Genomic DNA, 26,285 nt, shown 5'->3' with positions numbered 1-26,285 from the left:
GTTATGATTATCTGGAAAGAATCGCATAAGCAGATAATATGAAGGCAAATATCCCTGTATAAGTACCTATTCTAGTTTCCCAAGCCTCTTTTCTAGATCCAATAATGCTTGGCTCGACATAAATTATATCATTTGTCTGTATATAATATCCAGGACTAGTAAAAAGTTGTTGATCTAACAAACTCAAACGAATAAACTGTCTTCCTAGTCCAGATTTTCGGATTATCAAAATATTGTCCCGCTTTCCTGAAATGGTTAAATCACCTGCCTTTGCAATTGCTTCGATAAACGTCATATTTTCATTTTCGCTGTTGTAAACACCAGGATTTTTCACCTCCCCGAGCACAAAAAATCGAAAATTAACTATTTCAATGTCAACATAGGGGTCATCGATATATTCTTTAAGTATTTTGGTAAGATAATTATCCAATTCCGTTAAAGATTTACCTTGCACATTAAGGACGCCCAATTTAGGAAATTCAATTGTCCCTTCCTTAGAAACTGTATATGGCTTTGGGTTAGTTACTGTTGTTCCGGCTGCATCCTGCATTACATAACTAATTTCTGTTTTGTTGAAAGGCGCAACGCCAATATTATCCGGCGAAGAAACAGTTATCGTTATTTTATCATTTGGCATTAATAAAACTTCACCAACCGCATTAAATCCTGCTTCCACTGGGGTTTCAATATTTTCAAAATACCTAATGTCCTTTCTTGCACTACAAGATGTAATAATTAAAGTAAGTATTAAAATAATAAAAGAGAGTTTCATTAAGAAAGCAAACAATTTCCAATATTAACAAAAATAAGCATGTGATATAAATTCACGGAGATCTCAAGTACGTTTTTTTAGTTTATTTAAAACTAAATAGTATGCTGCAAAGGAAACCAATAAAATAAAGGTCAGTATAAAACTTGAAAAATATATACCCAACACCCAAATAACAAGGATCATAGCAATATTGAACGCACCCAATACAAGACTAGCATTTAAATGTGAAAAACCCGTATCTAATAAAATATGATGCGCATGGTTGCGATCTGCTTCAAAAGGGTGCTTATTTTCTAATAATCTTGAAATGACAATTCGAAGCGTATCGAAAAGTAGCACACATAAAATAGCGACTATTATGGCAACACTGTTTTCAGCCAAAAGTCCAACCGTAGAAGTTACGATATCTCTATGGGTCAAAAACCTCAATGACAGTAATCCTATAACAAATCCAATTATCAAGGACCCTGTATCTCCCATGAACAACTTTTTCTTTGTATTTGATAAATTATATCTTAAAAACGCAGATAATGACCCAATAACTGTTAGACTCAATAAGAAATAAAAGTTATCATGTAAAATAAAATAAGTATAGGCATATGCAGAACAAATTATGATTCCTATAATTGCTGCAAGACCATCTATTCCGTCAATTAAATTATAACCATTAATGACTAATAACATAAATATTATGGCAGCTAGATTCAAATACCCCAATTCATAAAGTCCAAGAAAACCCTTTAAACTCAATATATTAAGCTCTGGAAGAAACACAACGAACGCTATAGCAAAAAATTGACTTATTAATTTCGCTTTGGCGGTTGAAACCACAAGGTCATCTTTAAGTCCTACTAAAAAAAGGATCGTAATAGCAGCAATAATTTGGTTACCAATTAACAACTCCTTATACATAGACTGCGTAACCGATAGGACAAGGACTATGGTTATAAAGAAGGAAACACCCCCAAAAACTGGAGTTCGAACTTTATGAGAACTACGATCTCCTACTTCCGTCAATAATCGCCTCTTATATGTAACAAATATTATTTTTGGGATAATAAAATACGTAATCGCAAAGGAAGCGGTAAATATGACAATAGAGAATATGATTCTATGTTCATTAAAATAATTGAGTAATACTTGGGGATCAAATAACAAGTTCATAGTTGTAATTAACTACTATTCAATGTAGATTGGACCTTCAAAAATAGAATTTTTATTTCAAAATAAATATTATAAAACGAAATGAATGAATTTTATTAAAAAATCAATTGAATCCGTTAACGTATGCCCACCTCCCCTAATTTTATCCAATTTTAAACGTTCGAATAAATTGAGGAACCTTTGAAAGATTTTTTTGAAGCAATATAATGATCGGCGAGTTAAACTGATTTTTCCTCAATGCCCGGTAATCTTCGGTTGACTTTAATACAATATTTAAAATATTTTTGTTGCTCGCCCCTCCAACCCTCATTTTACAGAATACCATAGGTAGGTATTTAAACTTTAATTTTTTTTCATTCATTATTCGAAGAATGAAATCATAATCAGCCGCTATTTTAAAACTAGTATCAAAACCTCCATACATCTCATAGACAGATCTCCTTAAAAAGAGGGTTGGATGCGCGGGCATCCAACCATTTTTCAACAGAGCGATGTCGAATGGTTTTCCTTTCCAATGGCGAATAATTTTTTGGGTGTTATCTTTCTTAACATAGTGCAAATCTCCATAAACACCATCCACGTTTGTTTTTTCAAAAATATCAACTACTGCTTCAATTATATCGGGTTCTGCCAAAAAATCATCAGAATGGAGAAGACCTATAATATCTCCTTTGCTATAGATAATTCCCTTATTTAATGCATCATAGATTCCATTATCCGATTCAGAAATAACCGTTTTTGAAACCTGGGACTTTTCATTTATTATTTTCAAGGTTTCGTCTTTAGACTGGCCATCAATAAAGACATGCTCTATGTTCCTATATATTTGGTTATTCACCGACTCTATCGCTGTTTTAATGGAACCAGCGCTATTGTACGTTGCAGTAATGATGGAGACTTTAAGCATGAATCAATTTTATTCGATTATCCTTTCTTGGACTTTTTGTGCAGGATTTCCCCTATAAATTGAGTAGGGATCAAGGTCCTTAGTAGCAACCGATTTAACTCCTATAACCGAATGAGAGCGACAAATAACATTAGGACCAACTAAGGATTGGGCACCTAACCAAACGCCATCTTCTAAAGTGATTGGGCCAATCATTAAATCGAAAGTTGTTTTTTTATAATTATGGTTACCACAAAGTAACATGGCTCCTTGGGAAATGCATACATTATCTTTTATTGTTACTTGAGCTAAATTGTCTATCCAAACGTTTTCTCCTATCCAGCAATTATTCCCAATAGATAAGTTCCAGGGATATTTAATATTAACCTTCGGTTTAAAAACTACACCTTCACCTATAGAAGCCCCAAATTTTCTGAGAAGGAAAACTTTTAATTTTGAAGAAGCATTCAAAGGGTTTATAAAAAATAAGGCATTAATAATAAACCACATGATGCGTTTAATTTTATTACCTGCATCAAACCAATCGTTATTAAATTTAGATAGATTAACTATTTGTTTTTCCACGCCTGAAATTTATTTAATGGGAAGCAAAATCATTTATAACCTCTTCAAACATTTTCTTATTAGCTTGGAGGGTACTAGGGTTGTTAATAAATTGAGCGGCATATTGTCTCGCTGCCAAACTTTTTTCTTTATAAGCGGTATCATCTATAAATAATAATTGATTTATCGACTTTACAAACCCCTCTAAATTTTCTATCCCAATGTCCCATCCTACATTTTTTTCATTCAGCGAATTCCAGGGTGTCAAGTTGGAAATGATTACAGGCAATCCCACAGACATGGCCTCTAAAATGGAATGACCAAAATTTTCTCCATATGATGGCATAATAAACGCATCATATTCAGACATCTTTTTAGGTACTTTTTCACTGTTTAATATTCCCTTATAGTTTACAACAATATTATGGGGCAAGGACGCGATTGCTTCCTTACATAAATCCCAATATCGATGGTCATAAATCGGGCCATAAATATCTAAGGAAACCTTACCCTCCGAAACTTTAGATAATATTTTCAAGATAACCAAAGTCCCCTTTTCCTTTGATATTCTAGCTACATTTATCAAATTCAAAACTCCGATTAATTTTGGGCCAGATCTTTCAAAATATTCAATTTTCCGCGGGAAATTTGGCGCAACCTTAATTCGCTCGGATTTTCCAAAATGCTCATATATATTACTTTTTTCATCCTCATTTGTGGCATGAAAATACACATCTTTATATAGCCCCAATAGTCTGGAGAGTTTTATATAAATCTTCTTCTTTAACCCTTTAACTGAAAATGCCTGAGGATTTAGCATTCCCCGTGCGGAAATTATCAATGGTAACTTAAATGACCTTAAGGCTAAAATTGGCAAAATAGAAAATTTCCAACTGTAAACACCATTAATATAAATAGCATCAAATTTCTCAAAGTCTAAGACCTTCCTAAAGGTTTTTGAGGAAATTTCCTTTTCTTCAACGTACATTACCTTAACATTTGCAAATAAATTATTCCATTGATTTTTAAGTATATTTTGATAGGGTCTATTATCGCAGTAGTCATGATTTCTAGTGACAACAAAAAAGTCCACCTCCTCTTTCATATGTTCCATCATGTTTGCATACGATCTCACAGGTCCACCAGAGGCCGTACCCGGTAAGAACCAATCAATAAAAACCAATATTTGCAATTTTCTAACTTCCTTCATTCAATATATCGGAATATAATTTTATATACTGTTGTGAAATATTCTCTATTTCAAAGCGCTTAACATTTTCAAAACCCTCTTCAATTAAGGAATTCCTCAATAAAGGGTCATAAATGAGTGTAAGCACTGCAGATCTAATCGATTCCACATCATATGGATCTACCAACATTGCTCCTTCTCCTGCCACTTCCGGCATTGAAGAACAATTGGATGTAATCACGGGCCGCCCGATCTTTTGAGCCTCAATAATAGGCATCCCGAAACCTTCATAAGTGGAGACAAATGTTACTATATCACATTCTTTATAACTCTCCAGGATTCGTTCATAAGGCACAAAAAATTCATTTTCATAATCAATATTTGAATCCTCCAATAAATTCAATTGCTCCTGGGATAATTTTCCAATTATTCTTAATCTACATTTGATATCAATTAATGCCTTAATGGTACGTTTCAAGTTTTTATTTGGTTTAGTACCTATATGCAATATCAATGGATAATTTTGATTAAACACCTTTCTAGATTCAGTGATGGCTTCATTCACTGGATTATGAATAACTTTAATCTTCTTTTTTGCGAAAGGAATTAGCTGCGATAACTCCAATTTAGAAAATTCGGAAATTACCGTAATCCTATCTACCATTAAGGCCGGCAGCCAGAACCAAAATACTTTAACTATGAATTTTTTAAAAATGGAACCTCTTAGGGCAGAACCACAATCATGAACCGTTAAAACCATATTTTTCTTTTTGGCTAAAGCCAAATAGTGTACATCCCCCGTTATGTGAAAAATATCGGCAGATAGACCTCTAACCTGTTGTATATTTTTAAAAATAACTTTGAATTTCGCACCATTAAATTTAACTTCCTCAATTTCAGTTTCTATATCTTCTACTTTATCAAAATATTGAAAAAGTCCTTTAAATAGCTCTTCTATGCTACTATTTTGAGGTAATTTTTTACGAAAAAGTAGGATACATTTAAATCTATTCACAATTTCCATTTAAGCGATTTGGTAACAAACCAAATAGTTAAAAAGACAATTAAACTTGCCTTAATTAGATGATTTAAAACTACCAATAACTCAGTTTCTGCTTTTAAAACTTGAAGAAAAATTAAAGGAAGCCATAGAATAACGGAAGGATATTTCAAACTAGAAAGAACTACCAAATTGTAAATTCCCACAAGTAGCAACCCCCAAATAAACATAAAAATTAAAGCTCCGTTTGGACCATAATTTCCATAGGCCTCTCCCAAAATACTTATTCCCATAGATGTGTCGCCTTTAATTTCCATGCCTGTGAATAATTTAAAATTTTCGCGGCCTCCAGCTTGTTTTTTATTTGGGTTTAAAAAGCGTGGTAATAAACTTGCAAATACGGCATCCTTGATTGTTTCACCACCAATATAGGGCCTAAATCTAGGTATATTATCAATAATGGCACTAATAATCCATCCTTGATTTAACCTTACATTTAAATCATTTATTTGTTCTTCAGAACTAAATAACCCCTCACCTGAAATTTGGTTTATTGCTAAATTGGCGTAAAGATCTAAACTAGAAACTTCTGGAGTATTTTCCTTGATTTCCCGAAATTCAGCCTTAATTGATTGTGTAGTAACAACAAAAAGAAAGCCAATACCCATCAATACAAAACGCCTTTTGAGTCCCCATTTGTAGCGGTAAACGATGAACGTTGAAAATAGTGCAGACCAAAGTATTAAATCGTGGAATAGACCTGCCTGGATTGAAGATAATATGGTAGCCCCAAATATGGCATATAATAAATAATTATCATATTTGGTTTCCGAAAAAAACATATAGATCAGACCAATATATTTAAATTGAGAAAAAAGGAAGAATACGAACACCAATGCACCCGGCATAAAGCGGCCAACCAAACTGCATAAAATTCCAAACCCCACCAATATCCAAGGAAGTTTTGGATTTAAACTAGTTATTCCCTTCAGCTTTTCTTCTAATCTATTTATGTCTATGGATTTCTTTAAAAGAATAATCGGAAGGATAAAAACAATTACCACGGGAAGTACAAATGCATAATATTGATTTTCATCTACGTACATATAATAACGCCAATGGGTAGTTGGGGTAATATAATCGATATAAGGTCCAAGGATCCACTGGGAAAGCGCTAGAATAATCATTAATTCGAATAAGGGAATATCCTTTCCTAATAAAAAAACAAACCTCAATACAAAATAGAATAACAACCATAACCCAAATGAAACAAAGGGGTTACCCGTAATCAAATAAAAGATAAGAACGGCTATACTAATTAAAATGTAAAAGATTTGATGCTTAAGCATTATTGACCTTTCTAATTGAGCAAAGACATTTCTTTTGAAATAGCCTCAGTTATTTTTTGAAACGACCAGTTTTTAATTAACTGTTGTGCCGAATCACCCAAATGTTTGCATTGATTTAATTCTAATTGAATAAGTTGTTCAACCAGTTGATTCTCGTTATCATATTCAAACATAAGACCAACGTCAGAATTCACTAAATCAGAACCACAACCAACCTTATTGCTTACTATAGCCGAAATTCCACTCGCCATAGCCTCATTTACTGCTAATCCCCAAGTTTCTCCAGGGCCCTTTGAGGGAAGACAAAAGATATTTCCCATTCTGTAAACAATTGGCATCTTGGATTGATTTTGAAATTCCAAATAAAACAAATTAGAATCTGATTCAATTTGTCCTAAAATTTGCTTTTCCATAGGACCATTACCCACTACCAATAGTTTAAGAGGCCTTTTTCTTTGCAAATTAGCTTTTTGAATGGATCTAATAAGAAAATCTGGTTGTTTTTTAGATTCAAGTTTTCCTGCAAATAACACAACCAAATCTTTACTTTTTAGTCCAAGCTCATTCCTCCATCTATTAGCTTCATCTGTATAATGCCCGCCCTCATTCTTACCAAATCTTTGGTTATCCACCGAATGTGGCGCATATACCAATTGGTTATCATCTAAACCGAAGTACTTAAAATACTTATAATTCTCAATACCAACATAAAATGCCTTGTCAACATTCTTGTAAACCCATGTCAACCATAATTTTCGAGCAAAAGATTTTAAATATGGCTCATTATCCAACAAAGTGGAGTCACCTCTAAACCAAATAGGAATCTTTCCCTTAAAATACCGCATTATTTGAAAATGAGATTTCAAATACCATCCAAACACCAAAATAGCTGAGGGATTGAAGGAACGAACCTTACCTATTAACTCTGGACAATATATTCCTTTTCTATGATGTGTTCCTGGGTCCTTTGAAACGTTTTGTACAAATTCAAAATCATAACCTTTAAGCAAAGGAATATCCCATCTAACTTCTTTACCAAAAGTTCTATCTTTTACAAAATTTTCACTTTGAGACCAAGTGTAAAATACTTTTACCTCGATTTGAGTTTGATTATTCAATAAGGCAAACCAAGGGGAATTATATTGAATGGGATGCGTGGTAATAACTGCCAGCTTTTTCATTTAATCGATTTTGGCAATGGATTGTCATCGTAATGATTAAAATTAAAGCTTTTGAAAATCTTTAATCCACCTTGAACATCTTCTTCCGTGCACTTTTTCTGCCATTTAGTCAATTGTTCCATGGCATTTGTATTTGTATGTCCCTTTTTGGAACTAAAACTAGGCTTTTTAATAATGTTCAAAAACTGTTCCCTGTCAATTTCATAGCCTAACAGAGCTTCAATTTTGTTCACTTCCCCTTTTGGATTCAATAAAAGATCTTCATAAAAAATAAAGATTGAATTAGAAGTATCCAGTTGATCCAATACATAGGAAAACTGACTTACAACCTGGAAAACGATTAATTCAAATGGAGAATTAATGGTTTCAATCTTGTTATTGATATTCTTGAAAAAACCTGGGTTCAATTCGTTGTCCATATACTTCCAAATATTGAAATTAGTCTTATGCCAATCAAAATTGTCTCCATAACCTAGGGAGGAAGAAGCTATTGCGAACGGATGTCTTAGCAATACGATTGATTTATAATTATAGCGATTTTGGAAATAGGGATACATGAAATTTCCAAAACAAAACTTGAATATGGTTTTCTTACTTGTTTTAAACCTATCCCAGTTATTAAATCTTAAAAACCTGATATTCCTTTCTCTCATACTAAATAGATCATCAAAATAGTTGTTGATTTCTACAGTGCCTTGAGTAGGAAGATTAGGGTGCCATCCTAACTTAAATTCAGTATAAGGATATGTAGAATAAGGATTAACACGTTTTAAAAACACCTTATTATACTTAAAAAGTGGCTCCCATATAAGTCTTGCATCAAGGGTCTTTGTCAAAGCGTTGGCTAACATGGTAGTGCCACCCCGGGAAATACCATAAATCAATATATTTTCCTGATTTTCAATTTTGGTAAATTTTATTTTTTTATAAAATTCTACAGATTCTGACAACTTCTCTAAAACATTCATAGTATCTCTTCTATTGCTAAAACAAGTGCTGTTGCGGAAACTTTGGCAGAGTATTTCTGAAGTGGCGAATAATTGGGAGACCAGCTATCACCTCTTAACCTAGCCAAAATAGCCCGCTTGAAATCCTTAACTAAACTCGTGCGGGATTTATTGGGATTAAATTTTACATTAAACAATGCGGCATTACATTGTTCTAAAATTTCTAAAGCGCTACTTTCCTCATGGAATACACTTAAGATCGGTCGACCACTATATAAAGCTTGAAAAGTTTTACTAGCGGTGTAATGCTTTTCGGTGCTTCCTATGATCATGACGGTATTTGCCCTTGAAAGAAAATTCAATACTTGTAAAAATGGAAATCTTTCGCGGATTTCAAAGACAACATCCTGTAAGAAATGATCTTTGGCGTATGCACCAATTCGCTTGGCGGAATACATACCTGTTCCTATAAACCATAATTCTATAGATTCATCCCATTGCCCTTCTTTCCTTAGGTCTGAAATGGATTCAAAAAATACATCCAATAAAAAGTGGCTATTTGGAAGAAAAGCCCCTGCATAAATCCAAATTTTCTTGTTAGTGGCATTTTCCCAAGGACTTACCAATGTTTCAAGCTGCACTTTATGATCATTGGGATCAAATCCATAGGGCATGGCAACATGAGTAATTTTCTTACCAGTATGGCGATTATAGGTTGTTGCTTGAAGTATCCCCTTTTTATAAAATTCAGGAAAATTTCGGCCTATAGCAGCCTCATAATAAGGTGTGGAGACTCCGCTAATTACAGATACTTTTTTAAGGGCAATTGGTTCCAAAATTCTCGCAAGAGTTTGACTTATTTTGGCCCTAAAATTATTTTGATTAGTGATATCTCTAACCCAAGGATCTATATAATCAATTCCGTAGGGAATCTTTGTTTTTTCAAATAACAAACGTCCTAAAAGAGCATTGTAAAATGACGGAATTGGTAACCATACAAAATCAATTCTTTCTTTCTGTATAATGAACAATGCTTTTTTGTATAAAAACCAAAAAGCCCTTAAGCCTATGTCTCCAAAAATACGCGGCCTTCCCACTTTCAAGGCTTTCACTCTTGTCACCTCAAAATCTTCGGAAAACGTTTTATAAAAATCAGGGTCAGGTTCTTCTTCAAAATAACGTTCATTTACCGTCAAAACTCTTGGACGCCAACCTAAAGCTTTTAAGTAATTTCCAATAAGTCGTGGGCGATGGACTCCGGCTAGGTTTGCAGGATGCCAATGGGGATATATTATTAGGATTGTATTCAAATCTTAAAAATATTCAGAAAATTTATCAAAAGATTTATTGGCATTAACATTAGACATTACTATTTCTCTAACATGGGAAGCTTGTATTTTGTCTTGACTTAGGGCAAGAACAATATCTGCAAATAAATTTAAATTTTTTGCAGTTACGCCCTCCATACCTTCTAAAGAATACCCTCTATTTCCTTGGGGGGTTGTAACAATAGGAAGTCCCATATTCATTCCTTTGGCTAATTTTGTGCTCACACCTTTAGAATAGTATAAGACAATATTCAAATATGCCATCCAAGACCCAACCTCTTTTTTAAGTTCATCTTCCTCAACGTAACCAATATGTTCTAAAAAACTACTTCCTTTGACGATAGGGGCTAATCTATTATCTGAAACCCCAACAAGGACCAACTTAAAATTATTGGGCAGTACTCTTTTATTTAATTCCTTACTCAACATTTCAATACCATGGAGATTAGGAAGGTGGGTAAAATCCGCTAAAAAGCCAACCTTGCCTAACACTGGATGCCATTGAACAAATTCAGGCTCAAAAATGCGAGGTATGTAGGTGACTCTTTTTGAGTGCAACCAATATTCGATATTTTCTTCTAATTGTGAAACAACAGCCACTTGATCGATATAATTTTTTCTGTATTTGGCCTCCATTACCAATTGCTTTCCAAGTTTATAATATGAGGTAACTCTACTCTTTTCCGATTTAACAATTTCATGCATAAAATCTCCTGATTCATTACCATGTGAGAGCAATACTGTAGATAGACTTGAATCAATTTTCTTTGCCAATTCAGCAAACTTCATTGCGGAAGTATGATTAATAAAAATTATCCTAATATTATTTTCCTTGATTTGACCAAATAATGATTTTTTAAATTTCGATACCTCATAATAGTCATAACTATCAACACCGACCCAAAATTTTAACCTCTGTAATAGATTTTTGGTAAAATCTACTTCCAAAAATACGAGGTCATATTTTCTTTCTAAAACTTTAATAAAATCTTGGGTGCATAATTTCACTCCCCCATTTTTTGTTTTCTTAGAAATAAATCTGTAATTGGTTATAAAAAGCGCTTTGGGTTTCTTCTCAATTTCCATATAACATTAATCCTATTATTTTACCATTTTATCCAATATAATATGCCCATAATAAGAAACAGATTTTGCGATTTTCCATCCAAGGAAATTTTTAATCGTTTCAATTACTTTACCGCCCAATATTGGTAAGTATTTAGACCCTCCCAATCGTGAGGATTCTTTGAGTGCCTTATTAGAAACTCCCTTAAACCTAGGCCAGGCCTCAATAGCAACATTTTTGTATTGAATAGCCATTGCTTTAATGGCAGGTCTAGTGTTATCTCGGGCAAAAAGATAACCCTCTTTTTTAAAAGTTGCATCAAGATTGCTTTCCAAGTGCTTTTTCTGGCGACCCGATGCAATGTTATGACCATCAATATGTTTCCTATAATAATTTTTGATTCCAGGAACAAAAACAATACCATTTGAGTTCAAACCCAATCGGGCAAAAAATTCCCCATCTTGATCTCGATAAAGATTAATATCCCACAACCCATATTTTTCAATTAGTTTCCTAGGAGACAACCAAGCACTCGTTTGGACCATGTTTGGAGGAAGATCATATCCCCCCCATAGACGAATAAAAAATTCAGAAGGTTTATCAGTAGAAATTAGATAAGGTGAATCTGTACAAATTCCACTTTGAATTTCATCCCTGAAATGGATAGTGCTACATACAGCCAATTTATCAATAACGCCATTAAGGGCATCGACCTGTTTTTGAATTTTGTCTGGACTTAAAATATCATCTGCATCTAAAAATTGAATGTAATCCCCTTTACTTAGGGCATAACCATAATTTCTTGCCGCGCAAGCACCCTTTCCCTTATTTTTGAATACCCTTATATTTTCACATTCAATTGACTGGACCATTTCCAAAGAACCATCAATAGAGCCATCATCTATTATGAGAATTTCAATATACGTATATGTTTGTTCTATAACGGATTGCAGAGTATCTAAAATGAAATCTTTAGAATTAAATATTGGTATAATTACAGAAACTAATGGAACTCTCAATACCTAGTAAAATTAAATTTTTAATCTGTTTTCTCTAAAAACTAATAAATCTTTCGGCTTGAAATATCCATTAAATTTGAAATAATATCTAAATGACATGCCAATCTCTCCTTAACGATTTTTAAAAAAGTAGTCTGAAATAATTAATAGCAATTGTAACAGGGTAAATTTATTATATATTGCATGGCTTCCAGCATGTATTTTTCCGAATTATATACTGTCATCAAAATGGATGCAGAGCCTTCGTTTAAAGAATATTTTTTATTTGTAAATAGCCTTTATGCAACTTCTGAAAGTAACCTAGTCGCCTTATATAATTTTCAAATTCTTTTTTATCTTGATTAAAATGGTCTTCTACCACTTTATCCCTAAATTTATTATAAAGCTTAATATCATAAAAGTTAAGATCCTCAATCAATTTAATAGTCCTTGAATCAAACTTAATCTCATCGATTTCCTCTTTAGAAGATTTATTCAAGGAACTATAATATGGTCTATATTTCCAATTAATCTTTTTATAGATTTGATATAAACTTTCATTAAATAGTTCTACTACACCAACATAAAAAAATTCCTTCTCAATATTTGAGAGAGCTTTGTTATATACTTCCTCCATTTCAGAATTTTCCACATAATTTTCTCCTGCAATCCAACATGTTTGCAAATTGGAAAAACCATAAATTCTATTTTCATCTATGATTTTGTGTAAGTCTTTATGCTTTTCATATTCTTTATAGATGAATGAATTGGGCATTCTTAAATATTGTCTAATATGGGATTTAACGCGGCTAACAGGATCCCTCAGGATAGTTAAATACTTATAATCCTCCGTTTTTGAAAAATATTTATGGATACCATATTTGTAATGTCCCTTTAAAACTTTAAATTCCTGAGGTTGCAATATATTTTCCCGGTATTGGTTTTGCAGCTTAGGAAAGTCTTTATTATCCCAAGGATGCCTGTCCTTTTTTGAATATTGTAGTTTAAATAAAATATCCAAAGAGGTTCCGGCTGTCTTAGGAATATGTAAAAAGTATAAATGCATAATTTTAAAATATACTGGGAAACCCCAATTTTCTATTTGTATAACAAACTTATTTGATATAAACGGATTAGAATTATTTAATTATATTTCAGGGAAAACGTTCTATTCATTAAATCCCTTTAATTATTTTGGCAGGAGTTCCTCCATAAATAGACTCTCCATGTAAACTTTTGGTGACTACAGAACCGGCCGCGACAACACATCTTTCACCTATTTTCACTCCAGGTAAGATTGTTACCCCAGAACCAATCCAAGCGCCATTTTCTATTATTATTGGTGCAGACTTAATCCCTCCTTTCCAAGCAGGTAATTGTTTATTAGAATAATCATGATCGTGGGTATATAAGGTGCAGTTTGGTCCAATTGCAACATCATTACCTATTACAATATCATCTACCAAATCAATTATGGTAAAATCCCCTATATGTGTATTATCTCCAATCAAAAGTTTGCCAAAGTAATTCGGTTCACGCGCAGCTAAACTACAATTGGTTTGAATTTCAACCCTGTCACCAAATCGCCAATTACTTTGGACATATAATCTAGAATTTTCACCAATTAGACATTCAATACCGGCAGTAAATGAACAATTTTTCATTACTTTTATAAGGGCTTTTGGTTGAAGTTTAGAGTTCTTACCAAAAGATATGTTTGCCCCTTCACCAGGACCTAAATTAACTAACTTACTTAATTTTGAGTTTTGACCTATGTTGATTCTTCCTTTTCCTTCAATAATTAAGGGAAATTCAAATTTTAGTTGGGAAACACCCTTAATTCTTGCACAATTGTATAACCAATATAAATTCCTGGTTAATAATCGGAGATAATATTTAATAAACTTAAATATTATCATCTCCTCAAGCCTTTCTGAATTATTTTTATCAGACTCATATTACTTGTCTTACTCATTTCATAAGATTTTTTAAAGGAATAATGTTTTGCGGCTGACAAAATTGCTCTAGCTTCAATTTTCTCCATTTTCTCCAAAGCTTGAGTCCGTGCTTTTTCGTTTAAAGGACAACGGTCATCAATTAATAATTTTTTGCTCAATAAAATATATTTAAATGGTTCCATCGGGTCATTCCTATTTTTTGCGGATTCTTGTTCATCATGTTGACGGTACCATACAATCCCTTGGGGCATTAATACCACGGGGTATTTTTGGGACATAATATGCCACATTTCAAAGTCTCCAAGTAAAGGCTTACCACTAAATTTACCTGCCCTCTCAAAACAATCTTTTTTCATTATGGCTGATAAAGGAGCTTTGTGAAATAATGGCTGTTCAAAATAATGCCGAGTATAGGCTTCTTTCGGATTTAATTGAAACGGAAAAATTCTAGCCTTATCTTGGGGTAAAGAACAAAGTCCATAACCCGCTTCAGGAAATTGTTCCATATAATAAACAAGTTGTTCAAGGCCATAGGGATATATATAATCGTCATGATCCACGAACTTCAAATATTTTCCCTTGGCATAGCTAACCGCTTGATTACGATTAGGATAATCTCCTAAATTAATCTTATTGACATAAACTTTAATTCTCTTATCTTTTTCTTGAAAAGTTTTAGCTATCTCATGGGAACGATCATTTGAGCGGTCATCTACAATAATCAATTCCCAATTTTGATACGTTGAAGCAACTACCGAATCAATAGCCTCTGCCAGATATTTCTCACTATTGTAAACAGGCATTAACACAGAAACTAGAGGTTGTGAAATTGAATTCATAGTTTAATTAGTATTTCCTTGAGGAATTTTAATTTTTAAAGATTCAAATAATTCTTGCAATTTATCTTCTTTTAATGCCTTATTAAAATCCCTAATCGCTTTTTTTTGAACACTAATTCTATTCCAATTAAAAGGAATCCACTTTAAGGAGGCACCCCATTTTAAATTTCTATATGCAATATGTAAAAACTCCTTGAAATTAAAAGGATCTGGTCTTCTATAATTAAAATTCTGGTATAAAAAATACCACACAATCAAAGTTCTTTTATAAGTAAATTTTGGATTATGATGATGGTAATGATTAACTCGGCACGAGTAGTCATACACTAAAGTAAATCCTAACGTTAGTACATTTTTTGCCCAAAGCATATCTTCACCAAAAATAACTGATGGAAAGGGGTTTTGAACTAAAATGGATTTACGGTACATAGCAACAACATTATCCCAACCACAGGCATTTTTCTTTTCTTTGGGGGTTAGCCGTTCAAAATCTTCATCACCCTTAAAATTTACAAATTTTGGAACAGGATTAGACTGTGGCCTAAACCACTCATGCGGGTTTTTATCATTGTGGTGTGGTACAATTTGTTGTCCACAAACACCAACAACCTCTTCATCCTTAAAATGTGATAGCATTCGCTCCAAAAGAAAATCATCTTCCGTCCAGGCATCCTGAACCGTAAAAAATAAATATTCTCCACTAGATTCTGACACCCCAATGTTTCTTGTGGCACCGTGATTGAATGATTTTGGATCGATTTGTATAAGTATAGCATTTTTGTTTTTCACAAATTCAACGCTACCATCATTGCTGCCACTATCAATAATAATTATTTCTGTTTGATTATAAATGGTTTGCTTTTCTAGTCCCTCAAATAAATTTGGGAGAGTATCAATTCCATTTTTTACAGGCACTACTATAGAAATTAAAGGATAATCCATATTTTAAATTGTTTGCAAAATCATTCCAATCCTTTTTTGCCATTGACAAGATATCAAAAAGTCTTCTAGCTCTTGAGTATCCAAGAGTTTAGGATTCTCAACCAAATACAGGAATTCTTCCAAAGTTTGGGCAGTGCTTAACAAATTATGATAATCCTCCACCAAATTATCGTGATAATTATTTACAACTACAGGAACATTTTGACACAAATAATCATATAATTTCATGCTATTAACGTCTAATGCCGGATCATCATTATAAAGACCAATGGCAACATCTGTCTGTTTTAATATGGCATCAACTTTTTTAGGCTCTAAAAAACCATGAAGCCTAACATTATTAAATTTCTTTAAATCTTGAGAAATAGAGGTCTTATAATCTTGGCCTATAATGTTAAAGGTCCAATCTGGATTCTTATGAATTAAATGCAGCAGCCATTCTAAATTGATCCATTTTGATAAGGTACCGCAATATGTAACTGTATAAAAATCTTCCTTTCTATGTTGAGATTTTAAATTTATGCGCTCCTTAAAAATTCCATTTAACATAAGGGCTGTTTTGTGAAATCCTCTAGAATGATACCAGTTTAACATAGACCTTGAACTACTTATAATCAAATCAGCCAACTTACCAATAGCAAGGAGTTCATTTTTACGACCTTCCTTATATTCTTTTGAAATATTCGGGTTATCAATAATATTATGATCCGCATCAAACACAATACGTCCATTGAATTGTAAGTATTCCCAATCATGGAAGCCTTTAGGCCAATAACACCAGTTGATTATGTTTGATGATTCGATTCGCTGAATCATATCCTTATTCAAGAACCTTAGGATGAGCCGATTCAAGGGTCTTGTAATTTTATATAGTATGCCTCTTTCGGGAATTATGGGTGCAAAATACAACTCATTATAACCTCTGACCGGCTTTTTAAAAGCTTTGGTTAGGGCAGACTTTCTGGTTGTTCGTATACAATTAATAACCAACTCAACTTGCTCCAATTTGGTTAAACTATAAAGCACTGCCATGTTTCTGCGGTTTATAGTAACAGCGGTATCATGTTCTTTCAGCGACCTATCTGCACCATAATACATTATTATCACTGCAATTTCTTTTTTAATTCAACCCCTTTTTTCACAACTTTGTTACCTAAAAGTGGGAATAGGATAGCCCTCCATGTTTTAGATAGTTTCCATCCATCTTTTAAAGAAAACCTGACAATTTTAAATATGTTTTTATAATCTTTGGCATTTACCATTACCTTATATTTAAAAGATAAAAGATCTTTTCGAAACACATAGCCAGCCTTCTTTTTTTTGATTTGTTCATCCTCTAGGTTCAATGCAAAATTTGATTCTGGAAGGGGGAAAGATTCTCCACGTTGTGAGGGATCAGAACCAACCCTTTTCCTTTCGTCAGCAAAATTGAATGCAGTATCTCTATAAAAATTTGTAGTATTTTTGAATTTTTGGGTTGCAGATGTTGCATTCAGTCGCACAAAATAGGAGCAATAATTTAAAACCGCGGCATCATACTTCTCAATCCAACGCAACCAAAGATCTGTGTCTTCTGAGGTTTTAAATTCAGTGCGATACCCACCCAATTCTAGCAATTCTTCTCTTTTCATCAATACTGTGGCATGGGTAATTGGAGAATAAGGGTTAAATTGATTTCTCAACACTTTAACAAATGGCTTGTCTTCAAAAAATGCATTTTTAGGTTGTCTATAATCCCATGCAATTTTTCCTCGGTCTGTCATAAAAGCGATTTGGGCAGATACTAACGAAAATTCAGGATTAGATTTTAGAAATTGTAGCTGTTTTTCTAATTGGTCAGGTAAACAAATATCATCTGCATCATGCCTCCAAATATATTCCCCAACTGCGATGTTGATACCTTTATTTAAAGATTTAGCAACACCCATATTTTCTTGATTAACCAACAGGATACGACTGTCATCATATGATTCTATAATCTGTTTTGAATTGTCCGTAGAACCATCATTAATGATGATAAATTCATAATCTGTAAACGTTTGCGCTAGGACAGAATCTATTGCTTCTCGAAGATAGAGCTCTCCATTATACACTGGCATCAATATGGAAATTAAGGATTTACTCAAGACAAATTCTTTTTTCTGGTTTGAAAAAGGAAACACTTTAGCATAAACTTTAAAATAATTTTTGAATCTAAATTAGGAGCAAAGCGTTTTTTAGCTTTTAAAAAATGAACATACAATTTTGGCGAATAATGGGGAGCCAAAATAAAGCTTGTATTGAACACCTGTGTTATGCTGTGATCTTTTAATCCAATCACATATTCTTCAAAAATAACCTTGTCGAATCTATTTACCTTATCATTGATTTCTATCAAAAAATTGGCCCAGGAAATAAGATTTTCCAAATCGGATATTTCTACCTTTTCAAATCCTAACAATTTATAATGATCCATAATTTCACTAGATGAAACTTGAGGATAATAAGTTCTGAGTGTATCAGTGACAATTCGTTTGGCATGCTCCTGCTGTTCTTTAAATCGTTTGGTTGAAATTTGATTATCATGAATTCTATATTCCATAAGATAATCCGGTAAATTCGAAATTTTGACAACCTTGGAAGAATTAACCCAAAGTTCATAATCTTGGCTAACTGGATTATCTGGATTATAATTCAAACCATGCTTCCAAAAAAGTTCAGAACGCATCATTACAGTGGAGTGGGCAATACAATTTTGACCTAAAAATAATTTGACAGCGATTTCATCAGGGCAAGTTACTAAGTCTTTGCAGATTTCTGTTCCTAATATTTTATATCTAGACCCCAATATTCCTATTTCGGGATATGATTTTAAAAATTGATATTGTATTTCCAACCTATTCTCAGATATCAAATCATCCGCATCAATGCGCGCAATAAATTCTCCCTTTGCTGCTTCAATTCCTTTATTACCCGCTCTAGATGAACCTAAATTGTTATCATTATTTATAAGTATTATCCTTTCATCACTAAAACCCTCAATTGTTTGTTTGGTTGTATCCGTAGAACAATCATTCACAATAATAAACTCGAAATCTTCAAATGTCTGGTTAAGCACTGATTTTATTGTATCGCTAATATATGGCTCACCATTATAAACCGCCATTATAACTGAAATTTTTGGGCTTTCCATCCTTAGGTGTTATCTTGACTTTAAAATTTGCTTTTGAAATTTTCTAAGCATTTGAATTAGCCTAGAATTACGATAAGAATTGAGTTCTTTTTCTTGTTCTAGAAGTTGGTTATGAAGACTTATATAATCAGGATAAATATTGGGAAAAAGCTCTAATAACAGACAAGACCGTTGTTGCATCAATTGTTCGTGTAATTCTCGAGATGTACTAATACCCCCATGTTCAAAAAAACTAACAAACTGGCCAACATGCTTTGTTGTAGCATTGTATTTAAAAACAGCCTTTAAAAAAAACACCCAGTCTGCTATTATAGGGTAAGACTCATCATAAAATCCATAGGTATTAAACAATGACTTTTTTATAAAAGAAGCTTGATGGGGAATAGTGGCTTTAACAAAGGTGTTTAACGTAATCGTTTCAGGATAAAGATAGTCTCTAAAATCAGATTTTAGGTCTCCATAGAGAATATCTTCTTTATGCGGTTTTTGAAAAATCTTTTCAAGGGTAGTTGATCCTAATAAATAATCACCTGAATTTAAAAAAAGACAGTATTCTCCAATTGCTTTTTTGATGCCTTTATTCATAGCATCATAAATCCCATTGTCGGGTTCACTAATCCAATATGATAATTCTGCTGCATATTCTTCAATGAGCTGTGCACTTCCATCATTAGACCCACCATCAATTATTATATATTCGTAATTATGAAATGATTGTTTCAATACCGATTGTATTGTTTTTTTTAGACCATTAATGTTATTAAAATTAATGGTGATTATTGACAGTTTAGTTCCTTTCCCTTTCATTAAATATGTGTTCATATAATTCCTTATATGCTTCCGCTTGTTTATTTAAAGAATAGTTTTCTAAAGCAAAATTTCTAATTGCCTTTCTATCAAAAAAACTAGGATCATTTAGAAATTTTAGAATTGTAATTCTAAGAGATTCAACACTTATCTTTTCAGCAAGGTACCCCGTAATTTCAGGAACTATCATATCAACAATACCTCCAATAGGAAATCCAATCGCCGGTGTGCCACACATCAAAGATTCCAGTACAGTATTAGGCAAATTATCCATCAAGGATGGGATAACAAATACATCTGCCGCTGAATAAACCATGGACATTAACCTTTCATCATTAATGGCTCCTAGATGCTTATAATTTATTTCTAAATCTATAGCACTTGAGTTATTACCGACCGAACATAGAATGAAATCCTTGCAATTCAAACCTTCTAGAGCAGATAATAAATATTTTAATCCTTTGCGGTTATTATTAATATCATCCGCTACAAAGAGAATCACAATTTTATCTTCTGGAATCTCAAAAACTTCTTTACAAAACCTTTTTTCCCTAGGTCTAAAAATAGTTTCATCCAATCCATATGGAATATGACGAATGGGCCTTCCCATAAAAATCTCACTATTTTTAGCCTCATCGAAAAGCCATTTAGATGGAGTTACAATGGTTAAATTTTCACAATTTTCCATTGCTGTTTTTTTAATCATTAAATAATTCTTGAATAATTTCTTTTCACCCTCTGTTATTACTCGTTTAATGGGATAACCTTTTTCATCTATCCCATTATACTTCTCACTATAATGTTCACCTCCAGTAAAAGGATTCATATCATGCAGGGTCCAAACAATTGGCTTATCACAATATTTGAAAAAACTCGAATAATCTAAAAAATCTGCAACCCAATGAAGATTTATTAAATTAGTGTTGTTATAGAAAGCTGATTTTTCAATTTTGTGTTTTGAGTAAGGCAAACTAAACAATTCGAGACTTGACGACCTATTGGATTTAAATTTGTCAAATTTTGAACTAATATTTAATTTTCTAAGGATAGCATGTTTAATTTCATGAAATAGTCTAGAAAAAAAATTTTTATGCGTTATTCTATATGGAAATACCTTTAAATCATCATTGTTTCTCTTCCACCTCACCAAAACATTAGACTCTACACCAATATTCCGCAATCCTTTGTGTAAACGTAAACAAGCTTTACCTGCACCACCAGAATCTGAAGTAGAGATGTGCAAAACCTTCATAACAGATTATTTTTAATCCCAAAAATGTTCAGTTGCATATCCATATTATTATATGTAAACCGTTCCAAAAGAGGGGACTTATTTGAAAATCCAGGAGAGGAAATAAATAATCTAAAATTAGATTTCGTCAACCTATCAATAACTTCATTAAGAGTTTGTGGTTGACCAACCATAGAATGGTATTCTACAAATATCCTGTCGACGTTATCTAATACATCAAAAATATCATTCAATACAACCGTTTCAGCACCTTCAATGTCTAACTTCAAAAAATCGATTTTTTCATTTAAATAAGGACGTAGTGATATAAGATCGACAGAAACCTCAGTAAAATCTGAATCAGGATTTATAGCTTGCAAAACGCCTCCATCTGCCCCCTCCGACTTAAACTTTAAGCTATCTTCACGATTCCATAAACCCTTATTTATTAATTCAACACCATTAATATTATTTTGGGTTATATTTTTCACCAAATAATTAAAAATGTTCGGATCAGGCTCGAAGGCTATTATTTTACTGTTAGGGAATAGTCGCTTTAAATAAATAGAAGATAATCCTATGTTTGCCCCACCATCAATAATATAAGGTTCCTTAACATCTGTAATGAACTTATAAATATGTTGATGGAAAATTTCTTTATACATAAAATAAAAGGAAGCCGAATCCGGAATGGTCAAATTCATATTATTAATTTGAAAATCCATTCGTGTAAAGCGGGGGCTTTCTCTAATCTTTTCGAGGATTAACTTATCACCGCCTAATTTTGGGCCAAAAAACTTATTTTGCAATTTGGATTTAAACCCCGATAATACCACTCTAATATGCCTTTTGTTCCGTTTAATTACTTTGATAATATTATAATTGTTTGGTATATACTTCTTAAGAATACTTTTTTTTAAGTTGACCTTAAGTTTTGCGCAATTGATAATTACGTTAGAAGTTAATTCTTCTTCATTTTTTATTGGGTCATCATTGCAATGGACACCAGAGCCATCAAAACCTATATTTATTAATAATGATTCTCTCGGGTAAAGAAATAACCCTTTGTCTAAAAACATAGATACATAAAACCTGATTGCCCAAGAATCTATTTCACCTTCAATCTGTTGGATTAACATTTGCTTAAAATTTAAATTTCCAAAATTTAATTTATTAAGCACTCCCTTAATTTTAACTTTTTCAAATAAATCTTTTGCATCAAAATTTATTCTGTTCCAGCGATCTTTCCAAGTGCCATAACCCCAAGAACTCATTATAGGTAAAAAGAATGTATCGTCCAAAATGGGCTTAAAAGAAGGAAACTTATAGCCACTTATTCCATAAACACGTGTTTCTGAGGTATACATATTTAAACCAATATTCATATAGGTGAGAAACCCCGTAGAAGTTACGATGTCATCCTCCAACACAATGACCTTCCCGTACTTGTTCACGATTTGGGTAACCCCATCTATAACCGAATTTGCCAACCCGATATTGGTCTCCCGTTCCAAGATATGCACCTCCTTACACCATTGTGCCTGCCCCAGAACTTCCCTTGTCCTCGATATATCCTCTAAGGTTTGTGAATCTGCTCCCGGCTTTGGGCCGTCAGCAAAAATGTAAAGCTCACTCTTATCAGCCAAATCGTTCTCAGAGAGGGCCCTCAACGTTTTTAACGTATGTTCGGGTCTATTATAAACGAATAAAACAATAGGAGCTAATTCCATAATAATTCCGTAAAACCTTAGTCTCAGCTATTAAATTCCCAAAATATTCTTATCCCTGTAGAATATGGAAGTACACTTTTTATAAAACAATCCCGGGGATATTCCCCAAAAATCTATCCTCCTAAAACCATTGTCCATTGCATGGTTCACCCCCTTAGCATACTGCTCGCGCTCAGAGTCATCCAATACCATGACCCCTTTTTCCGTCAAAGCAGGAAAAGAATTTATCATACAATTAACACGGTCTCTTCCATCCACTATAATCATATCAAATTTCCTTCCCGTATCGACAGCGGTTTTCGAGTATTTACCGCCGTACTCCAATTCCCTGAATATCGGGAATACATTTGAAGGCATACCCTTCCTGATCTTTTCAAACCATTCCTTGTCGTGTTCCACCGTATGGATTTCCTTAATATAACGGCTATAATAGAGTGTGGAGTTTCCGGAACCGAATTCGAACATGCCTAGGTCATCTGTAAGCCTCTCCTCAACAAAATCGATAAAACTATAGGTCACCCATGGAATGGGATTGTCCTCCGGCCCAAGAGGGGATTTGCTCCTCCAGGCATTCCACCAACCAATTTCATTTAGATAGCCCTGCCTCAAATGACTGTAGGCCTCCCGCTCGTCCTGGCCCATCAATTGCTTAAGTACCTCGCTCTTGTTATTATATCTTAGGCCGAGCTCCAATAGATTGGCACGTACCCTGTCTTTAATCTTACTTAACATTTAACCTAATCACTTAAATTGAAATTGTGCTTCACCAAAAAATTACCCTGATTATTATCTATGACCCTACCCGAATCGAAAAAATCACCCGCCTCAACATCAAAACTACCTGCATTTTTGACCCAGTCTGATACAATTTCCCTGACGTTAGAACACAGAATATTACTTAGGAAATAAATTGATGAATTCATCTACCTTGTCAAAATATTTCTCAACTAACAGTAAATCAGATTCTTCAAATTTCCACCATTTAATACTTTGCAATTTTGAAATAGTTTCTGAATCAAATCTATATTTTCTCACTTGTATTGGTGAACCATAAGCTACAGCAAAAGGAGGAATATCTTTACTTACAACCGATCCTGCTCCAACAACTGCTCCATCTCCAATTGTTACACCATCTAATATCGTCACATTGGCACCAATAAAAACATCATTCCCAATTGTAATAAATTTTCTTTCCTCAATTTTATCCTCTTTAGTTAAACTAATAGTATTTTGTTTTAATGTAGAATAAAACATTGGATGTGTACTAATTTTATCAATTGGATGAATCCCATAACCACACATTAAGTTAGGACCAATTGAACAAAATTTACCAATGGTTGTATATGAAATATTAGAATTTTCAGCTATATAGGTATAGTCATCAATTTTAGATAGCCTTAAATTAAAAGGAGGATAAATTTTGACATATTCACCTCTTATAGAATCCATAAATAACAAGTCTTCTGAAATAGAATCCCTTTTTAATTCTTTCAGCTTTAATAAATCTGGATAAATTTTTTCCAAAATTCTTCTCATTATACGAACAAAAAATCTTTTAATTCTAAAAGGTTGAGAAGGATTTTTTCTAATTCCCGAAGCTCTAGAGTAATGTTCCGTTATTATATCCCTTAGGACTTCAGATTCCTTGAATTCTGTAATTTTTAACGGAACCCTCGTTTCCAGTTTAGAATTAAAAAATATATCGGTCGTTGTACAGTGTTCACCAGTTGAATCAAAACCTATATTATTAACGAAAGATTTAGATGGAAAAATGCAATAACCATTTTTCAATAAAATACTTGCATGCCACTTAATAAACCATGTATTTAAGGAACCTAAAACATTATTAACCAATTGTTCTCTTAAATCATTATTTCCAAATTTATTTAGGTCTTTCCATAAATTCCTTCGGTCAATAGCTTCATATAAATATTTTGAATCAATAATAAAACATTCCCAAGCCCTCTTCCATGTACCCCATCCCCAACATAAGGGTATATTATAAAAATAAATCCCATTTATGTCAACATTATGAGGATACATATACCCACTAACACTATAAATCTTATCGTTATTTTGGAATTCCGTTAATATACTATTCATATATGTTAGAAACCCCGTAGAAGTTACGATGTCATCCTCCAACACAATGACCTTCCCGTACTTGTTCACGATTTGGGTAACCCCATCTATAACCGAATTTGCCAACCCGATATTGGTCTCCCGTTCCAAGATATGCACCTCCTTACACCATTGTGCCTGCCCCAGAACTTCCCTTGTCCTCGATATATCCTCTAAGGTTTGTGAATCTGCTCCCGGCTTTGGGCCGTCAGCAAAAATGTAAAGCTCACTCTTATCAGCCAAATCGTTCTCAGAGAGGGCCCTCAACGTTTTTAACGTATGTTCGGGTCTATTATAAACGAATAAAACAATAGGAGCTAATTCCATAATAATTCCGTAAAACCTTAGTCTCAGCTATTAAATTCCCAAAATATTCTTATCCCTGTAGAATATGGAAGTACACTTTTTATAAAACAATCCCGGGGATATTCCCCAAAAATCTATCCTCCTAAAACCATTGTCCATTGCATGGTTCACCCCCTTAGCATACTGCTCGCGCTCAGAGTCATCCAATACCATGACCCCTTTTTCCGTCAAAGCAGGAAAAGAATTTATCATACAATTAACACGGTCTCTTCCATCCACTATAATCATATCAAATTTCCTTCCCGTATCGACAGCGGTTTTCGAGTATTTACCGCCGTACTCCAATTCCCTGAATATCGGGAATACATTTGAAGGCATACCCTTCCTGATCTTTTCAAACCATTCCTTGTCGTGTTCCACCGTATGGATTTCCTTAATATAACGGCTATAATAGAGTGTGGAGTTTCCGGAACCGAATTCGAACATGCCTAGGTCATCTGTAAGCCTCTCCTCAACAAAATCGATAAAACTATAGGTCACCCATGGAATGGGATTGTCCTCCGGCCCAAGAGGGGATTTGCTCCTCCAGGCATTCCACCAACCAATTTCATTTAGATAGCCCTGCCTCAAATGACTGTAGGCCTCCCGCTCGTCCTGGCCCATCAATTGCTTAAGTACCTCGCTCTTGTTATTATATCTTAGGCCGAGCTCCAATAGGTTGGCACGTACCCTGTC

26 protein-coding genes are annotated in these 26,285 nt (G+C 33.4%); all 26 read right to left on the bottom strand.

The window, feature by feature from the left end:
• Window positions 1-7: 7 nt before the first annotated feature.
• The 26 genes from ISU00_RS09170 to ISU00_RS09045 all read right to left on the bottom strand — a co-directional run bounded on the left by ISU00_RS09170 (window position 8) and on the right by ISU00_RS09045 (window position 26,213).
• Complete coding sequence (locus tag ISU00_RS09170) at window positions 8-772, bottom strand: polysaccharide biosynthesis/export family protein (protein WP_228850358.1); 765 nt, start codon at window positions 770-772, stop codon at window positions 8-10.
• 63 nt (window positions 773-835) lie between these two features.
• Window positions 836-1,936, bottom strand: a complete 1,101-nt coding sequence (locus ISU00_RS09165; protein ID WP_228850357.1) for a glycosyltransferase family 4 protein — start codon at window positions 1,934-1,936, stop codon at window positions 836-838.
• A 142-nt stretch (window positions 1,937-2,078) separates the two neighbouring features.
• On the bottom strand, window positions 2,079-2,843 hold the full coding sequence (locus tag ISU00_RS09160; RefSeq protein ID WP_228850356.1) for a glycosyltransferase family 2 protein: 765 nt from the start codon (window positions 2,841-2,843) through the stop codon (window positions 2,079-2,081).
• Window positions 2,844-2,852: 9 nt separating this feature from the next.
• On the bottom strand, window positions 2,853-3,407 hold the full coding sequence (locus ISU00_RS09155) for a WcaF family extracellular polysaccharide biosynthesis acetyltransferase (protein ID WP_228850355.1): 555 nt from the start codon (window positions 3,405-3,407) through the stop codon (window positions 2,853-2,855).
• 13 nt (window positions 3,408-3,420) lie between these two features.
• Complete coding sequence (locus tag ISU00_RS09150; protein WP_228850354.1) at window positions 3,421-4,596, bottom strand: glycosyltransferase family 4 protein; 1,176 nt, start codon at window positions 4,594-4,596, stop codon at window positions 3,421-3,423.
• Window positions 4,583-5,590, bottom strand: a complete 1,008-nt coding sequence (locus tag ISU00_RS09145) for a glycosyltransferase family 4 protein (RefSeq protein WP_228850353.1) — start codon at window positions 5,588-5,590, stop codon at window positions 4,583-4,585. Before ISU00_RS09145 ends, ISU00_RS09150 begins: the two co-directional genes overlap by 14 nt.
• The gene (locus ISU00_RS09140; protein ID WP_228850352.1) at window positions 5,587-6,762 is read right to left on the bottom strand and encodes a hypothetical protein; all 1,176 of its coding nucleotides are present in this window, start codon (window positions 6,760-6,762) and stop codon (window positions 5,587-5,589) included. Before ISU00_RS09140 ends, ISU00_RS09145 begins: the two co-directional genes overlap by 4 nt.
• A gap of 173 nt (window positions 6,763-6,935) precedes the next feature.
• Window positions 6,936-8,105: a glycosyltransferase family 4 protein gene (locus ISU00_RS09135; protein WP_228850351.1), complete on the bottom strand. Its 1,170-nt coding sequence runs from the start codon at window positions 8,103-8,105 to the stop codon at window positions 6,936-6,938.
• On the bottom strand, window positions 8,102-9,073 hold the full coding sequence (locus ISU00_RS09130) for a sulfotransferase domain-containing protein (protein ID WP_228850350.1): 972 nt from the start codon (window positions 9,071-9,073) through the stop codon (window positions 8,102-8,104). Before ISU00_RS09130 ends, ISU00_RS09135 begins: the two co-directional genes overlap by 4 nt.
• Window positions 9,070-10,362, bottom strand: coding sequence for a glycosyltransferase family protein (locus ISU00_RS09125; protein ID WP_228850349.1), 1,293 nt, complete (start codon window positions 10,360-10,362; stop codon window positions 9,070-9,072). The genes ISU00_RS09130 and ISU00_RS09125 overlap by 4 nt, the downstream gene beginning before the upstream one ends.
• A gap of 3 nt (window positions 10,363-10,365) precedes the next feature.
• Window positions 10,366-11,466, bottom strand: coding sequence for a glycosyltransferase (locus tag ISU00_RS09120; RefSeq protein ID WP_228850348.1), 1,101 nt, complete (start codon window positions 11,464-11,466; stop codon window positions 10,366-10,368).
• A 15-nt stretch (window positions 11,467-11,481) separates the two neighbouring features.
• Window positions 11,482-12,465, bottom strand: coding sequence for a glycosyltransferase family 2 protein (locus ISU00_RS09115; RefSeq protein WP_228850347.1), 984 nt, complete (start codon window positions 12,463-12,465; stop codon window positions 11,482-11,484).
• Between the two features lie 247 nt (window positions 12,466-12,712).
• Complete coding sequence (locus ISU00_RS09110; protein ID WP_228850346.1) at window positions 12,713-13,510, bottom strand: sulfotransferase family 2 domain-containing protein; 798 nt, start codon at window positions 13,508-13,510, stop codon at window positions 12,713-12,715.
• Window positions 13,511-13,619: 109 nt separating this feature from the next.
• The gene (locus tag ISU00_RS09105) at window positions 13,620-14,363 is read right to left on the bottom strand and encodes an acyltransferase (protein WP_228850345.1); all 744 of its coding nucleotides are present in this window, start codon (window positions 14,361-14,363) and stop codon (window positions 13,620-13,622) included.
• Entirely contained in the window at window positions 14,360-15,241 is an 882-nt protein-coding gene (locus tag ISU00_RS09100; protein WP_228850344.1) for a glycosyltransferase family 2 protein, read from the bottom strand. Before ISU00_RS09100 ends, ISU00_RS09105 begins: the two co-directional genes overlap by 4 nt.
• A gap of 3 nt (window positions 15,242-15,244) precedes the next feature.
• Window positions 15,245-16,183 carry a glycosyltransferase family 2 protein gene (locus tag ISU00_RS09095; protein WP_228850343.1) on the bottom strand — a complete coding sequence of 313 codons (939 nt, stop codon included), beginning with the start codon at window positions 16,181-16,183 and terminating at the stop codon, window positions 15,245-15,247.
• 3 nt (window positions 16,184-16,186) lie between these two features.
• Entirely contained in the window at window positions 16,187-17,281 is a 1,095-nt protein-coding gene (locus ISU00_RS09090) for a glycosyltransferase (RefSeq protein WP_228853722.1), read from the bottom strand.
• A 5-nt stretch (window positions 17,282-17,286) separates the two neighbouring features.
• The gene (locus ISU00_RS09085) at window positions 17,287-18,309 is read right to left on the bottom strand and encodes a glycosyltransferase family 2 protein (protein ID WP_228850342.1); all 1,023 of its coding nucleotides are present in this window, start codon (window positions 18,307-18,309) and stop codon (window positions 17,287-17,289) included.
• Window positions 18,306-19,355 (bottom strand): glycosyltransferase family 2 protein, encoded by a 1,050-nt coding sequence (locus ISU00_RS09080; protein ID WP_228850341.1) that lies wholly within the window; start codon window positions 19,353-19,355, stop codon window positions 18,306-18,308. Before ISU00_RS09080 ends, ISU00_RS09085 begins: the two co-directional genes overlap by 4 nt.
• Window positions 19,356-19,364: 9 nt before the next feature.
• Window positions 19,365-20,177 (bottom strand): glycosyltransferase family 2 protein, encoded by an 813-nt coding sequence (locus ISU00_RS09075; protein WP_228850340.1) that lies wholly within the window; start codon window positions 20,175-20,177, stop codon window positions 19,365-19,367.
• Window positions 20,143-21,414 carry a glycosyltransferase gene (locus tag ISU00_RS09070; protein WP_228850339.1) on the bottom strand — a complete coding sequence of 424 codons (1,272 nt, stop codon included), beginning with the start codon at window positions 21,412-21,414 and terminating at the stop codon, window positions 20,143-20,145. The genes ISU00_RS09075 and ISU00_RS09070 overlap by 35 nt, the downstream gene beginning before the upstream one ends.
• Entirely contained in the window at window positions 21,411-23,123 is a 1,713-nt protein-coding gene (locus ISU00_RS09065; protein ID WP_228850338.1) for an FkbM family methyltransferase, read from the bottom strand. The genes ISU00_RS09070 and ISU00_RS09065 overlap by 4 nt, the downstream gene beginning before the upstream one ends.
• Window positions 23,124-23,153: 30 nt before the next feature.
• Window positions 23,154-23,765: a class I SAM-dependent methyltransferase gene (locus ISU00_RS09060; RefSeq protein WP_228850335.1), complete on the bottom strand. Its 612-nt coding sequence runs from the start codon at window positions 23,763-23,765 to the stop codon at window positions 23,154-23,156.
• A 95-nt stretch (window positions 23,766-23,860) separates the two neighbouring features.
• Window positions 23,861-24,046: a hypothetical protein gene (locus ISU00_RS09055; protein ID WP_228850337.1), complete on the bottom strand. Its 186-nt coding sequence runs from the start codon at window positions 24,044-24,046 to the stop codon at window positions 23,861-23,863.
• Entirely contained in the window at window positions 24,018-25,571 is a 1,554-nt protein-coding gene (locus ISU00_RS09050; RefSeq protein WP_228850336.1) for a CatB-related O-acetyltransferase, read from the bottom strand. Before ISU00_RS09050 ends, ISU00_RS09055 begins: the two co-directional genes overlap by 29 nt.
• A 30-nt stretch (window positions 25,572-25,601) precedes the next feature.
• Complete coding sequence (locus ISU00_RS09045; protein WP_228850335.1) at window positions 25,602-26,213, bottom strand: class I SAM-dependent methyltransferase; 612 nt, start codon at window positions 26,211-26,213, stop codon at window positions 25,602-25,604.
• Window positions 26,214-26,285: the final 72 nt, after the last annotated feature.

The sequence above is a fragment of the Aegicerativicinus sediminis genome, from assembly GCF_015476115.1.
Taxonomy (GTDB): Bacteria; Bacteroidota; Bacteroidia; order Flavobacteriales; family Flavobacteriaceae; genus Aegicerativicinus; species Aegicerativicinus sediminis.
This window is presented reverse-complemented; position numbering and strand designations above follow the sequence as displayed.